Raw genomic sequence first — 13,921 nt, 5'->3', positions numbered from 1 at the left:
GCAACCACAACGAACCGGTAGTCGCACACGACCCGCGCCCCGCAGACGCCTAGGCGCCCCTCACGAGTCCAGCCCGATGGCAAACGCGGCCTCCAGGTCATGCTGCGAGTACGTACGAAACGCAACGTGCGTATCCGTCGCCTCGACGCCGGGGATCTTGCTGATGCTGCCAGGAATCACATCAGCGAGATCCTCGTGCTGCTTCACCCGAACCATCGCGATCAGGTCATACGTCCCGGTCACGGAAAAGACTTCACTCACGCTCTCCAGCGAAGCGATCCGCTCCGCGATCTCGGGGATCCGGTCCACGCTGGTCTTGATGAGGACGATCGCGGTGATCACGGCTGGTTCTCTCCCTCGGGGGCCGGAGCTGGGGCGGACCTCACTCTAGTGGTACGGCCGAATCGGACCCAGGCGTAGACGAAGCCCAGGCCGAAGCCCACCAGGTGGGCCAGATAGGCCACCCCCGGTCCCGCCGCCGCGTGCCCGGCCGCCAGCCACTGCAGGGCCGCCCAGAAGGGCAGCACGACCCAGGCGGGGAAACGCAGGGGCAGGAAGAAGAGGAACGGCAGGAGACTGGTCACCCGCGCCCCGGGGAACAGGTACAGAAAAGCACCCAGGACCGCCGAGATCGCCCCGGACGCGCCCACCAGGGACTGCTGGGAGGTGGCATTGGCCGCCGCGTACCCCAGCAGGGCGAGGTAGCCGCAGCCGACGTAGAAGAGCGTGAACTGGACGCGGCCCATCCGTTCCTCGGTCATCGCCCCGAAGACGTAGAGGAAGAGCATGTTGCCGAGCAGGTGCACCCAGCTGCCGTGCACGAACAGGGCCGTGGCGGGGGTCAGGGCGGCCCGCGGGGAGCCCTGGAAGAGCTCGGCCGGGACGACGCCCCAGTGGTGGAAGTAGGCGCGCTGGGCGGCGAGCAGCGCGTCGCCGGAACCGTGTACCGGATTGAGGCCGGCTGCCGGGCCGGTCACGAAGAGCAGACAGCACAGGCCGATCAACGTGTGCGTCATGGGCGCCGAGGGGCGCCGGATCGCTCTGCCGACGGTCGCGCTCCACTTGCCGATCATGAACACAGAGCATGACGTAACGGGACGCAGTCGCACAGACCGCCTCGCCGCCGTGGACGGACGGGCGGCGAGTCCGCGCCAGGCCGTAGGGTTACGAGCCACACGCCCGGGGAAGCTCGGGCGTCACTGACAATAGAAGGCCTAGAAGGAAAGAGCACAGGCACGATGACGGTTCCTCTCCCGACCGCCACGACGCGGTGGCGCTGCACCCTCTGCGGCAACCTCACGCGTTTCGACGTGACCCGCTCGTCGAAGGTCGTCGAGTACGTCCACCTCGATCTGGCCGGTGAGCCCAAGGTCGAGGAGCGCGAGGTGGTCAGTGAGACCATCGAGTCGGTGCGCTGTCGCTGGTGCAACGCGGTGGATCAGGTGGAACTCGTGGACAGGCCGGGCGCCGACTCCTGAGCGGAGCGGCCCCACAGGTAATGGGGTGTGACGGATGGTGGAGACCACGGGCGGGGGGCCGGGCGACGGCACCGCCGAGGTGCTTGACCGTCCGCTGCCCGACGGAGTGCGCCGCAGGGTCGTCCAGATCGTCTCTGACGGCTTCGGCGGGCTGACCGTCGGCGAACTGCCCGCACAGCTCAGGCAGTACGCCCGTTTCGCACCGAACCGGCGGGCCAAGTTCGCAGGCAACGCGATGGCGGCCGCGCTGGAGACCGATCCGCTGTTCCGGCAGCGCATCGGGGAGAAGCTCAGAGAGGCCCAGCCGGAACTCACCGGCGCTCTCGACTCCGGCTCGCCGCCCCCGGCCGCGGATCCGCTCGACGTGGCGGCCGCGGCCTACGTTCTGCGGCCCACCGGCTGGGTGAAGCTCGTGACCGCGGCCGGCGAGGAGGCCCAGCGGGCCGATGCCGAGCGCGCCGACGAGGAGAGCCGGGCCGAGCTGGAGCGGCTGCGGGCGGAGCTCGACCGGGCGCGGGAGCAGACCCGGGCCGACACCGAGCGGCTCCGTGCCGAGCTGGACGCCGCCAAGAAGGAGGCCGACTCGCTGCACCGCAAGCTGCGAGCGGCGCTCAGCGACGTCAAGCGGGGCGAGGCCGCCCTGCGCAAGATCCAGGGCGAGATCGAGACCGTACGCGCCGAGGGGCAGGCGCAGGTGTCCGCCGCCGAGAGCGAGTCCCGGCGGCTGAAGTCGCGGCTCGGGGAGGCGGAGGCCGCCCTGGAGGCCACGCGTAAAGCAGCACGCGAGGGGCGCAGTGTCGAGGACATGCGCGTGCGCCTGCTTCTGGACACCGTCCTGGACGCGGCCCAGGGGCTGCGCCGCGAGCTGGCGCTGCCGCCGGTGTCCGTACGGCCGGCGGAGACCGTCGACGCGGTCGAACCGGGGCGAATGACCCCGAAAGACATCGCTGCGCGGGCTTTGTCCGAAAATGACCCCGCGATCCTGGACCAGCTGCTCGAGCTGCCGCAGGCGCATCTGGTCGTCGACGGCTACAACGTCACCAAAACGGGTTATCCGCAAATGCCTCTGGAGAAGCAGCGGTTGCGGCTCCTCGGGCAGCTCTCGCAACTCGCTGCACAGACCGGCGCCGAGGTCACCTGTGTCTTCGACGGGGCCGAGCTGGCCGCCCCGGTGCTGCTCGCGCCGCCGCGCGGAGTGCGGGTGCTGTTCTCCAAAGCAGGCGTCACCGCGGACGAGTTGATCCGCCAGCTGGTGCGCGCGGAGCCGCCCGGGCGGCCGGTCATCGTCGCTTCGACGGACCGCGAGGTGGCCGACGGAGTGGCCCGCGCGGGGGCGCGGCCCATCGCCTCGGCGATGCTCCTGAAGCGGCTGTCCTGAGCCGTTTCCCGGGCTGCTGTCCCGAAGGTCGAACTTCTAGGTTTAATGCCCGAATTGGCGCAATCGTCACGCAACGTAGCGTCAACCTCGCGTCACCGCACGTGGGTTATGTGCAAAGAATGCATTGCGTCACTATGATTTTTCACGCGAGGATTTGAAGTGATCACAAGAAGGTCACTAAGGTCTGGCCTCGAACCTCCGAGCGGGTGATCACTCACAAGAAGGAGCCCTCCTCCGTGGCGTCCCATCGTCGACCGAAGCAGCCGAGCCGGGCTCGTGTGACCGTGCTCACCACCGCAGCTGCTGCCGCTGTTGCCCTCAGCGCCCAGGCCGCGAATGCAGCGCCGAGCGAGAAGCCCTCCAAGGACGAGGTCAAGGCCAAGGTCGACAAGCTGTACGAGGAGGCCGAGCAGGCCACCGAGAAGTTCAACGGTGCCAAGGAGAAGCAGGAGAAGCTCCAGAAGGAGATCTCCACCATCCAGGACAACGTCGCCCGGGGCCAGGAGGAGCTCAACCAGCTGCGTGACTCCATCGGCCTGGCGGCGGCCGCGCAGTACCGCACCGGCAGCATCGACTCGTCCCTCCAGCTCTTCCTGTCGTCGAACCCGAACGACTACCTGGACAAGGCTTCCACCGCCGACCAGCTCAGCGCCCAGCAGGTCGACGCACTGAAGAAGATCCAGGAGAAGCAGCGCGAACTCGCCCAGGAGCGCGCCGAGGCCTCCGACAAGCTCAAGGACCTCGCCTCCACCCGCACGGAGCTGGGCAACAAGAAGAAGGACATCCAGGGCAAGCTCGCCGAGGCGCAGAAGCTGCTCAACTCGCTGACGGCCGCGGAGCGGGCCTCGCTCGCCGCCGCCGACGCCCGCGCCAGCCGCTCGGCCAGCGAGCGGGTGGACCTCGGCAACGCGACCGCAGCCTCCGCCCGGGCACAGGCCGCCTTCGACGCCGCCAAGACCCAGCTCGGCAAGCCGTATGTCTACGGCGCCACCGGCACCGCCTCCTACGACTGCTCGGGCCTGACCTCCTGGGCCTACGGCCAGGCCGGCGTCTCGATACCGCGCACCTCGCAGGCGCAGGCCAACGCGGGTACCCGGATCTACTCCGAGAGCCAGCTCCAGGTCGGCGACCTCGTGCTCTTCTACGGCGACCTGCACCACGTCGGCCTCTACGCGGGCAACGGCATGGTGCTGCACGCCCCGCGCACCGGCACCGTCGTGCGCTACGAGTCGATCAGCGACATGCCGTTCCAGTTCGGTGTCCGGATCTGACACGCGTCCCTGAGGATCCGTTTCAGGATCAGGACACGGGTCCGCCCGAACGGGCGAATTACCTGAACCCGCACTGACCCCACGCCCCGCCCATGACCTGCGTCAGAGGCGGGGCGTCACGTTGTGTTGCCACGGAGGTCTTTGGCCGCTGCCGCACCGCGGGGTTACTGTCTGCCGCGCTTCCCCGCTGCGGTGGGGAGGCAGTCCTTGTCGCCAGCGGAAGGAGTGCGGCTTCCCGTGGGGTCTCATCGCCGCCTTGTACCGACGTCCGGCTTCAACCGGGGCGCCGGCACCGCCTTGTGTGTGCTGTCCGCCGCGGCCTCCGCCCTCGGCGCCGTCCCGGCCGACGCCGCTCCGTACGACCACACCCGGGCCGAGGTGGACCGCCTCTACGCGGAGGCCGAGAAGGCGACCGAGGCCTACAACAAGGCCGACGAAACCGCAGGCAGGCTGCAGAAGCAGGTGCACGACGCGCAGGACCTGATCGCCCGGCAGCAGGAGCGCATCAACTCCGTGCGGGAGTCGCTCGGTTCGCTGGCCGTCGCCCAGTACCGCTCCGGCGGCATCGACCCGACCCTCGCCCTGCTCTTCTCCGACAACCCGTCCGACTACCTCGACAAGGCCGCCGTCCTGGACCGGATCAACGCCCATCAGGCGGGTGAGCTCAGAGACCTCCAGTCCTCGATGCGCGACGTCGCCCAGGAGCGCGCCGAAGCGGTCGGCAAGCTCGCCGAGCTGGAGAAGAGCCGCAAGGCCGTCGCCGCCCACAAGAGGATCGTGGAGAAGAAACTCGCCGAGGCCCGCCGGCTGCTCAACTCCCTGCCGTACGGGGAGCGTGCCGCCTATGGCCGGGCCTCCCGGGGCGACCGCGGCGACCTCTTCCCGGACCTCGGCAGCGCCATGCCGGCCTCGGCCCGGGCGGCCGCCGCGATGGCCGCCGCCCGCTCCGCGCTCGGCATGCCGTATGTCTGGGGCGCCACCGGCCCCTACGGCTTCGACTGTTCGGGGTTGATGCAGTGGTCGTACGCGCAGGCCGGGGTCCAGCTGCCGCGCACCTCGCAGGAGCAGGCGTACGCCGGCCGGCAGATCCCGCTCTCCGAGGCGCGCCCCGGCGACCTGGTCATCTACCGCTCCGACGCCAGCCATGTCGGGATGTACATGGGCAACGGCCAGGTGATCCACGCGCCCTACCCCGGCGCGCCCGTGCGCTACGACCCGGTGGACATGCTGCCGGTGTCCTCGGTCACCAGGGTCTGACCAACCGCCCCTGTCGGCCTTACGATCGGAAAGTGGCTGGTCGTGGGCGGGCGTCGAAGTTCTCAGTGGTGGCGCTCGTGCTGCTGCTCGTCTCTTTGGTGGCTTGCGGCGGGAAGCCCGCCGGCGGCAGCGCCGGGGCCGATCTGCAGCGGGTCCTCGACCGGCGGTCCACCGCCGTCCTCGACCGCGACCGGGCGGCCTTCCTGAAGACGGGCGCGCCGGGCTGGTTCGAGAACCTGCGCGGGGTGCCGCTGGCGTCCTGGTCGTACCGCGTGACCGCCCTGCACCGCACCGGCGACGAGGCCACCGCCGACGCCGAACTGCGCTACCGCATCGAGGGATACGACAACGCGCCCGTCACCGCCGGCCGCACCCTGAGCCTCTCCCGGGAGAGCGACGGGCAGTGGTACGTGGACGCGGACAGGCCCGCCAAGAAGTCCTCCCAGCAGCTGTGGGACCAGGGCGCGGTGACCGTCGTACGCGGCGGCCACAGCATCGTTCTCGGCACCGGGCAGTCCAGCGAGGCGCTGCACTCCTACGCGGATCTCGCGGACCGTGCGGTGCCCGCCGTGAACGCGGCCTGGGGCAGCGACTGGGCGGGGCACGTGGTGGTGCTCGTACCGGGGTCGGTGCAGGGCATGGCGGGGCTGCTCGGCTCGCCCGCCTCCCAGTACCGCGGGATCGCGGCGGTCACCACCGGTGAGGTGGGCGGTCCGCCGACCGCGCCCGCGGACCGCATCATCGTCAACCCGGACGCGTACGCCCTGCTCGGCCCGCTGGGCAAGCAGGTCGTGCTCACCCATGAGACCACCCATGTCGCCACCCGTGCCCACACCAACGCCGCCACCCCGCTGTGGCTGTCCGAGGGGTACGCCGACTGGATCGGCTACCTCGGCACCGGCCGCACCCCGCCCGAGGCCGCACCCGAGCTGGCGCGCGCGGTGAGCGAGGGGCGGGTGCCGGACCAGCTGCCCACCGACAAGGACTTCGGTTTCAGCGGCGACGCGACGGAGCTGGCGCAGGCCTATGAGGGCGGCTGGATGGCCTGCCGGCTGATCGCGCAGCAGTGGAGCCTTGAGCGGCTCGGACAGTTCTACCGCGCGGTCGGCGACCACCGGCAGCGGGCGGGCTCGGTGGAGGGTGCGCTGCAGAAGGTGCTGGGGACGACACCGGAGAAGTTCACCCGGCAGTGGCGGGACTACCTCCGGACGCAACTCGGCTGACCCGGGCAATGGCCCCTCAGGAGGAGTTCGAGTTCTCCCTGGTGCGGGTGGCCTGCGTGGGCAGGGGCGGCACGGGCTCGCGGGAGACCGTCGACTGCCACAGTTCCACGGCCCCGAGCACGGCGGCGACGACCAGCAGGCCGTTGCGGACGACGAGCAGGGCGACGCCGAGGGTGTCGCTCATCACGACGTGCAGGAACCAGACCGGGAACTCCAGCACCGTCACGAACGCGGCCGCAAGCACCAGCGCCACCGGGACCCGCATCCGGCTGCTCCGGAAGCACAGGCAGACGGCCCCGAGACCCACCAGCCACACCATGTACTGCGGGCTGATCACCCGGCTGGTGACCGTGAACATCAGCACCCCCACGAAGGCCGCGTCCGCGAGCGTGTTCGGCAGGAACCGCGTGGCCATCAGCCGCCACAGCAGCAGCCAGCCGAAGACGACGCCGGTCAGGAACAGGGCCGCGGTGCTGACCAGGCTGACGTACGGGCCGAGGAATTCGATCGAGCCGTAGTTCAGCAGCACCTGGCCGTTCCAGCCGAACTGCCGGGCGACGTGGAAGACGAGGGAGCCCAGCGACTCCACCTCGGTGCCGCGGTTGCGCTGGAAGGTCAGAAAGGCGAACGCACCGGGCATGGTCACCGCGAACACCGCCGCCAGCGCGGCCACGGTCGCCGCCGCCCAGGCCCAGGTGCCGCGCTTGCGGGCACCGACCAGCAGCAGCGCCGGCCACACCTTCAGCATCGCCCCGAAGCCCACCAGGACGCCCATCACACGCGGATGCCGGGCGCCCGCGAGCAGCCCGGCCACGGCCACCGCGGTGACCATCACGTCGTAGCGTGCATACACGGTCGGCCCGAGCAGCGGTACGCCCAGCACCCACACCCAGGCGCCGCGCAGGGTCTTGCCGGGCCGCAGCCCTGCGTACAGGAGCAGCGACAGGACGACCAGGTCCGCCAGGCAGGCGAGGACGAAGAAGGCCGTCGCGTAGTCGAGGAAGCCCAGCAGCGCGGGGGAGAGGATCGGCAGGGCGGCGGCGGGCGGGTACTGCCACGTGACGTCGTCCAGCGGGAAGGTCCCGTGGCGCAGGGTCTCGTACCAGCCCTGGTAGATCACGGACACGTCGCTGGTGACGTCCGGGCCGGGGAAGACGAACACCTTGAGCACGAACAGCAACAGCACCAGCCTGGTCAGGCCCCAGGTCACCAGCAGTCCCGCAAGGGGCCGCCTTCCACCCGCAATGTCCACCGGAGCCCCGTTTCCGTCCGCTTCCCGTTCCGGTCTTGAGGGGAACATGATGTCCTGTGCAGCTGTGTGCGTGCCATAAACGTGGCCGTGCCGAGCTGTCTGCGGCCGTTGGATAAGGTCGGCGGCGATGCACAAGACCCTGATCGTGACGAACGACTTCCCGCCCCGCCCGGGCGGTATCCAGGCGTTTCTGCACAACATGGCGCTACGGCTCGACCCCGACCGTCTCATCGTCTACGCATCCACCTGGAAGCGCAGCCGGGAGGGGATCGAGGCCACGGCCGCCTTCGACGCCGAGCAGCCCTTCACCGTCGTACGCGACGCCACGACCATGCTGCTGCCCACGCCGGGCGCGACCCGGAAGGCGGCCGGGCTGCTGCGGGAGCACGGCTGTACGTCGGTGTGGTTCGGGGCGGCGGCGCCGCTCGGCCTGATGGCGCCGGCCCTGCGCAAGGCGGGCGCCGAACGGCTGGTGGCCACCACCCACGGTCACGAGGCGGGATGGGCGCAGCTGCCGGCCGCGCGGCAGCTGCTGCGCCGTATCGGCGAGTCCACGGACACGATCACCTACCTCGGCGAGTACACACGCTCGCGGATCGCCACCGCCCTGACCCCTGAGGCGGCCAGGCGGATGGTGCAGCTGCCGCCGGGCGTCGACGAGAAGACCTTCCACCCGGAGTCGGGCGGCGCCGCGATCCGCGCCCGGCTCGGCCTCACCGACCGCCCGGTCGTCGTGTGCGTGTCCCGGCTGGTGCCGCGCAAGGGCCAGGACACCCTGATCCTCGCCATGCCCCGCATCCTGGCCGCCGAGCCGGAGGCGGTGCTGCTGATCGTCGGCGGCGGCCCGTACGGGAAGGACCTGCAGCGACTGGCCCACCAGACCGGCGTGGCCGACGCGGTCCGCTTCACGGGCCCGGTCCCCTGGTCCGACCTCCCGGCCCACTACGGCGCCGGCGACGTCTTCGCCATGCCCTGCCGCACGCGCCGGGGCGGGCTGGACGTGGAGGGCCTGGGAATCGTCTACCTGGAGGCCTCGGCGACGGGCCTCCCGGTGGTCGCGGGCGACTCGGGCGGCGCCCCCGACGCGGTACTCGACGGCGAAACGGGCTGGGTGGTGCGAGGCGGCTCCGCCGAGGAGACAGCCGACCGGATCGTGGCGCTCCTGGGGGATACGGAGCTGCGGCGGCGGATGGGGGAGCGGGGCAGGGCGTGGGTCGAGGAGAAATGGCGCTGGGACCTCCTGGCGGAGCGGCTCAAGGCCTTGCTGTAGGCCAGCGCCCCGTCAGGGGCGCGGGGAACGGCGCGACAAGCCACAATCGACCCGCACCCGCCAACAACGAATATGTGGCACCCCACTAGGCGGAACCCGAAAATCCGCCCATGCTGCGCACATGACAGCAAAACTGATGCAGCGTCAGCTGACTAGACGTCAAATCCTGGGCATGGTAGCCCTCCAGACGGCCGCCGCGGCCGGACTCACGCGCATAGGCCTGACCTCGGCCCAGGCCGCCGAGGAAGCGACCGCCGTCGACAACTCCCCGGCGATAGTGGTCGGCTCCGGCTACGGCGGCGCCGTAGCCGCCCTCCGCCTGGGCCAGGCCGGCATCCGCACCCTCGTCCTCGAGATGGGCCGCCTCTGGAACACCCCCGGCTCGGACGGCAAGGTCTTCTGCAACACCGCCAACCCGGACCAGCGCTCCATGTGGTTCCGCACCCGCACCGAGGCCCCGCTGGCCACCTTCCTGTGGCTGGACGTCGTCAACAAGGACATCACCCCGTACCCCGGCGCCCTGGACCGCGTGCACTACGACAACATGTCCGTGTACGTCGGACGCGGCGTCGGCGGCGGTTCCCTGGTCAACGGCGGCATGGCGGTGACCCCGCTCCAGTCGTACTTCACCGAGCAGTTCCCGACCGTGGACGCGAGCGAGATGTACGGCACGTACTTCCCGCGGGCCCGTTCCATGCTCGGTGTGAACACCGTCGACCCCACGTGGTTCGAGTCCACCGAGTGGTACCGGTTCACCCGGACCTCCCGTAAGGCCGCGGCCAACACCGGCCTGAAGACCACCTTCGTGCCGAACGTCTACGACTTCGGCTACATGCAGCGTGAGGCGGCCGGAACGGCGACCAAGTCGGCGCTCGGGCAGGAGGTCATCTACGGCAACAACTACGGCAAGCGGAGCCTCGACAAGACGTATCTGGCCGCGGCGCTCGGCACCGGGAACGTCACCATCAACACCCTGGAGAAGGTGAAGGCCATCGGCCGGGCGGGCGACGGGAGCTGGACCCTGACCGCGGACCGGATCGACAACACCGGCGCGGTCGTCGAGACCAAGCAGTACAGCTGTACGTACCTCTTCCTCGGCGGCGGCAGCCTCGGCACCACCGAACTCCTCGTCCGGGCCCGGGACACGGGCGCCCTGCCTGCCCTCAACTCCAGCGTCGGCGCCGGCTGGGGCACCAACGGCAACACCATGCTGGGCCGCGCCAACCACATCTGGGACACCACCGGCGCCAACCAGTCGACCATGCCGGTCATGGGCATCGACGACTGGGCCAACGCCGACAACCCGGTCTTCGCGGAGATCGCCCCGCTGCCCATCGGGTTCGAGACCTGGGTCAGCCTCTATCTGGCGATCACCAAGAACCCGGAGCGGGCGAGCTTCACTTACGACTCCTCGACCGGAGCGGTGAAGCTCGGCTGGAGTGCCGCGCAGAGCGCCGTCTCGGTCGCCATGGCCAAGAAGCTGTTCGACCGGATCAACTCGGCCAACGCCACGATCTACCGCTACGACCTGTTCGGCTCCTCGAACAAGGTCTTCGCCGACGACTTCTGCTACCACCCGCTGGGCGGCTGCGTCCTCGGCGAGGCGACCGACAACTACGGCCGGGTGAAGGGGTATTCGAAGCTGTACGTCACCGACGGCTCGCTGGTGCCGGGCTCGATCGGGGTGAACCCGTTCGTGACGATCACCGCCCTCGCCGAACGGACGATGGCGCGGGTCCTCGTGGAGGACACCGCGCCATGAGCCGTCACAGGACCGGGGCGTACTACTTCGCGTAGATCGCCTCGATCTCGTCCGCGTAGTCCTTCGCCACCACATTGCGCTTGAGCTTCAGCGACGGCGTCAGGTGGCCGGACTCCTCGGTGAACTGGGAGGACAGAATGCGGAACTTCCGCACCGATTCCGCCTTCGACACCGCGGCGTTGCCGTCGTCGATTGCCGACTGGATCGCGGCCTGCAGGTCCGCGTCCTCGCGCAGCGACGCCGCGGTGGAACCCGCCGGCTTGCCGTGCTCGGCGGCCCAGCGGCCCAGGAACTCGTCGTCGATGGTGACCAGCGCGCCCACGAACGGCCGCCCGTCGCCCACCACCATGCACTCCGCGACCAGGGCGTGCGCCCGGATGCGGTCCTCGATCACGGCCGGGGCGACGTTCTTGCCGCCCGCGGTGACGATGATCTCCTTCTTGCGGCCGGTGATCCTGAGGTAGCCGTCCTCGTCGAGGGTGCCGATGTCACCGGTGTGGAACCAGCCGTCGGCCAGCGCCTCCGCGGTCGCCGCCTCGTTGTTCCAGTACCCCTTGAACAGGTGCTCGCCGTGCAGCAGCACCTCGCCGTCGTCCGCGATCCGGATCACCGAGCCGGGCAGCGGCTGGCCGACCGTACCGATCTTCTGGCGGTCCCAGGGGTTGAAGGCGGTGGCGGCACAGGACTCGGTCAGGCCGTAGCCCTCCAGGACCGAGAAGCCGATGCCGCGGAAGAAGTGACCCAGGCGCTCACCCAGCGGGGCGCCGCCGGAGATCGCGTACTCGCCGCGGCCGCCGAGCACCGCGCGCAGCTTGCTGTAGACGAGCTTGTCGAACGTCTTGTACTTGATCTTCAGGCCGAGCGACGGGCCGGACGGCGTGTCCAGCGCGCGGCTGTACGCGATCGCGGTGTCCGCCGCCTTGTCGAAGATCTTGCCCTTGCCGTCCGCCTGCGCCTTGGCGCGCGCCGAGTTGTAGACCTTCTCGAAGACGCGCGGCACACCGAGGATCAACGTCGGCCGGAACGAGGCCAGTTCGTCGGTGAGGTTCTTGATGTCCGGGACCAGGCCCAGCTTGATCGGCGCCATCATCGGCGCGATCTGCACCAGCCGGCCGAAGACGTGCGCGAGCGGCAGGAACAGCAGCACCGAGCAGTCGCCCGTGCGGAACAGCGGGCGCAGCCGCTCCACGATGTTGCCGCACTCGGCGAAGAAGCTGCGGTGGGTGAGTACACATCCCTTGGGGCGGCCGGTGGTGCCGGAGGTGTAGACGATCGTCGCCGGGTCGTCGGCCTTCGCCAGCGAGCTGCGGTCCTCGACCATGGCGTCGGTGACGTCCCCGCCGAGTCTGCCGAGCTCCTCAAGAGCTCCGGCCTCGATCTGCCAGACGTGCTTGAGGGCGGGCAGCGACTCGCGCACCGACTCGACCGCGGCCGCGTGGCCGTCCAGCTCGACGATCATGGCCGTGGCGCCCGAGTCGGACAGGATCCACTGCACCTGCTCCGGCGAGCTGGTCTCGTACACCGGCACGGTGACCGCGCCCGCGCTCCAGATCGCGAAGTCCAGCAGCGTCCACTCGTAGCGGGTGCGGGACATCAGGCCGACCCGGTCGCCGGGCTGGACGCCGGAGGCGATCAGCCCCTTGGCGGCCGCGTGCACCTCGGCCAGAAAGGTGGTCGCCGTCACGTCCTGCCAGGCACCACCCGCCTTGCGGGCGATCACGGCGACGTCCGGATGCTGCGCGGCGTTTCTGCGGACGATGTCGGTCAGATTGCCGTCCGCAGGGACCTCGTACAAAGCCGGAAGGCTGAACTCGCGCAAGACTGCTGCTCCTAATAAGGCGCCGGCGCCACGACGTTGTGTGATGCGACGGTGGGTCCAAGGCTCGGGCAGGTGCTCGGGGATTCAGTGGTTGAAATCCTGAGCACGACTGGACTGCCCGGACGTTACCCGCCGGTATGGCTTCTTCGACAGGGGGTCCCGGCGAGATGTTCGCTGCGTCACACAGGTTGGTGTTGCTTTACGTACGGTAGTCCACGCGCTAACTGACTGGCCAGTAACGCCGGGACCGGCCGCCACTGTTCACGTTCACCCCACACGCTTACCCTTGATCGCCATGGCATCCACACCACCCGGCCACCGCAGGACACGCGTCCATGTGGTCAGTGACGTGCACGGCAACGCCCGTGACCTGGCCCGAGCCGGCGAGGGCGCCGATGCCCTGATCTGTCTGGGCGACCTGGTCCTCTTCCTCGACTACGCCGATCATTCGCGCGGGATCTTCCCCGACCTGTTCGGCGAGGAGAACGCCGACCGCATCGTCGAGCTGCGCACCGCCCGCCGCTTCCAGGAGGCTCGGGAGTTCGGGGCCCGGCTGTGGGGCGGCATCGGCACGGACCGGGCCGCCGCGATCGAGCAGGCGGTGCGCAAGCAGTACGCCGAGATGTTCGCGGCCTTCCCGACACCGACGTACGCCACCTACGGCAATGTCGACATGCCGCCCCTGTGGCCGGAGTACGCCGGCCCGGGCACGACCGTGCTCGACGGCGAGCGCGTGGAGATCGGCGGCCGCACCTTCGGCTTCGTCGGCGGCGGCCTCAAGTCCCCGATGCGCACCCCGTACGAGATCAGCGACGACGAGTACGCGGCGAAGATCGAGGCCGTCGGCGAGGTGGACGTGCTGTGCACCCACATCCCGCCGGAAGTGCCCGAACTCGTCTACGACACGGTGGCGCGCCGCTTCGAGCGGGGCAGCCGGGCCCTCCTGGACGCGATCCGCCGCACCCGCCCCCGGTACGCACTGTTCGGCCACGTCCACCAGCCTCTGGTGCGGCGGATGCGGATCGGGGCCACGGAGTGCGTGAACGTGGGGCACTTCGCGGGGACCGGGAAGCCCTGGGCGCTTGAATGGTGAATCAGTGCAGGCCCCAACGCAGGTGGGGGTGAAGGCGGGCGCCGACGTGCGCGGTAGCCTTCACGCTGCGCGCCCCGTGCGCACGACGACCTCTTTACCGGCCCGCATCTGGAGGAGC

12 protein-coding genes are annotated in these 13,921 nt (G+C 70.0%); 8 read left to right on the top strand and 4 right to left on the bottom strand.

What is annotated here, in order from left to right; all coding sequences use genetic code 11:
• Window positions 1-60 precede the first annotated feature (60 nt).
• Window positions 61-342: an Lrp/AsnC family transcriptional regulator gene (locus ACWCRD_RS30320; protein WP_099928230.1), complete on the bottom strand. Its 282-nt coding sequence runs from the start codon at window positions 340-342 to the stop codon at window positions 61-63.
• Window positions 339-1,073, bottom strand: a complete 735-nt coding sequence (locus tag ACWCRD_RS30315; protein WP_450968945.1) for a rhomboid family intramembrane serine protease — start codon at window positions 1,071-1,073, stop codon at window positions 339-341. Before ACWCRD_RS30315 ends, ACWCRD_RS30320 begins: the two co-directional genes overlap by 4 nt.
• Before the next feature lie 165 nt (window positions 1,074-1,238).
• Here ACWCRD_RS30315 and ACWCRD_RS30310 point away from each other — a divergent pair, with 165 nt between their 5' ends.
• The 5 genes from ACWCRD_RS30310 to ACWCRD_RS30290 all read left to right on the top strand — a co-directional run bounded on the left by ACWCRD_RS30310 (window position 1,239) and on the right by ACWCRD_RS30290 (window position 6,607).
• Entirely contained in the window at window positions 1,239-1,478 is a 240-nt protein-coding gene (locus ACWCRD_RS30310) for a hypothetical protein (RefSeq protein ID WP_009309707.1), read from the top strand.
• Window positions 1,479-1,512: 34 nt separating this feature from the next.
• Window positions 1,513-2,856, top strand: coding sequence for an NYN domain-containing protein (locus tag ACWCRD_RS30305; protein ID WP_115908620.1), 1,344 nt, complete (start codon window positions 1,513-1,515; stop codon window positions 2,854-2,856).
• Window positions 2,857-3,092: 236 nt separating this feature from the next.
• On the top strand, window positions 3,093-4,127 hold the full coding sequence (locus ACWCRD_RS30300) for an NlpC/P60 family protein (protein ID WP_450968944.1): 1,035 nt from the start codon (window positions 3,093-3,095) through the stop codon (window positions 4,125-4,127).
• 237 nt (window positions 4,128-4,364) lie between these two features.
• Window positions 4,365-5,384: an NlpC/P60 family protein gene (locus ACWCRD_RS30295; RefSeq protein ID WP_450968943.1), complete on the top strand. Its 1,020-nt coding sequence runs from the start codon at window positions 4,365-4,367 to the stop codon at window positions 5,382-5,384.
• Window positions 5,385-5,416: 32 nt separating this feature from the next.
• On the top strand, window positions 5,417-6,607 hold the full coding sequence (locus ACWCRD_RS30290; RefSeq protein ID WP_450968942.1) for a hypothetical protein: 1,191 nt from the start codon (window positions 5,417-5,419) through the stop codon (window positions 6,605-6,607).
• A 16-nt stretch (window positions 6,608-6,623) separates the two neighbouring features.
• On the opposite strand, the gene ACWCRD_RS30285 is transcribed toward ACWCRD_RS30290, so the two are convergent.
• Complete coding sequence (locus tag ACWCRD_RS30285; protein ID WP_450968941.1) at window positions 6,624-7,859, bottom strand: glycosyltransferase 87 family protein; 1,236 nt, start codon at window positions 7,857-7,859, stop codon at window positions 6,624-6,626.
• Between the two features lie 127 nt (window positions 7,860-7,986).
• On the opposite strand from ACWCRD_RS30285, the gene ACWCRD_RS30280 reads away from it, so the two are divergent.
• The gene (locus ACWCRD_RS30280) at window positions 7,987-9,129 is read left to right on the top strand and encodes a glycosyltransferase family 4 protein (protein WP_450968940.1); all 1,143 of its coding nucleotides are present in this window, start codon (window positions 7,987-7,989) and stop codon (window positions 9,127-9,129) included.
• A gap of 136 nt (window positions 9,130-9,265) precedes the next feature.
• Window positions 9,266-10,891 (top strand): GMC oxidoreductase, encoded by a 1,626-nt coding sequence (locus ACWCRD_RS30275; protein WP_450969058.1) that lies wholly within the window; start codon window positions 9,266-9,268, stop codon window positions 10,889-10,891.
• A 22-nt stretch (window positions 10,892-10,913) separates the two neighbouring features.
• Here ACWCRD_RS30275 and ACWCRD_RS30270 read toward each other — a convergent pair whose 3' ends face one another.
• Window positions 10,914-12,710, bottom strand: coding sequence for an AMP-dependent synthetase/ligase (locus ACWCRD_RS30270; RefSeq protein ID WP_450968939.1), 1,797 nt, complete (start codon window positions 12,708-12,710; stop codon window positions 10,914-10,916).
• A 337-nt stretch (window positions 12,711-13,047) separates the two neighbouring features.
• On the opposite strand from ACWCRD_RS30270, the gene ACWCRD_RS30265 reads away from it, so the two are divergent.
• Window positions 13,048-13,803: a metallophosphoesterase family protein gene (locus ACWCRD_RS30265; protein WP_450969057.1), complete on the top strand. Its 756-nt coding sequence runs from the start codon at window positions 13,048-13,050 to the stop codon at window positions 13,801-13,803.
• Window positions 13,804-13,921 lie beyond the last annotated feature (118 nt).

It is taken from the genome of Streptomyces sp. NPDC002092, assembly GCF_053593775.1.
Note: the sequence above shows the minus strand (reverse complement) of the source record. Positions and strands in the feature narration are given on the sequence as shown.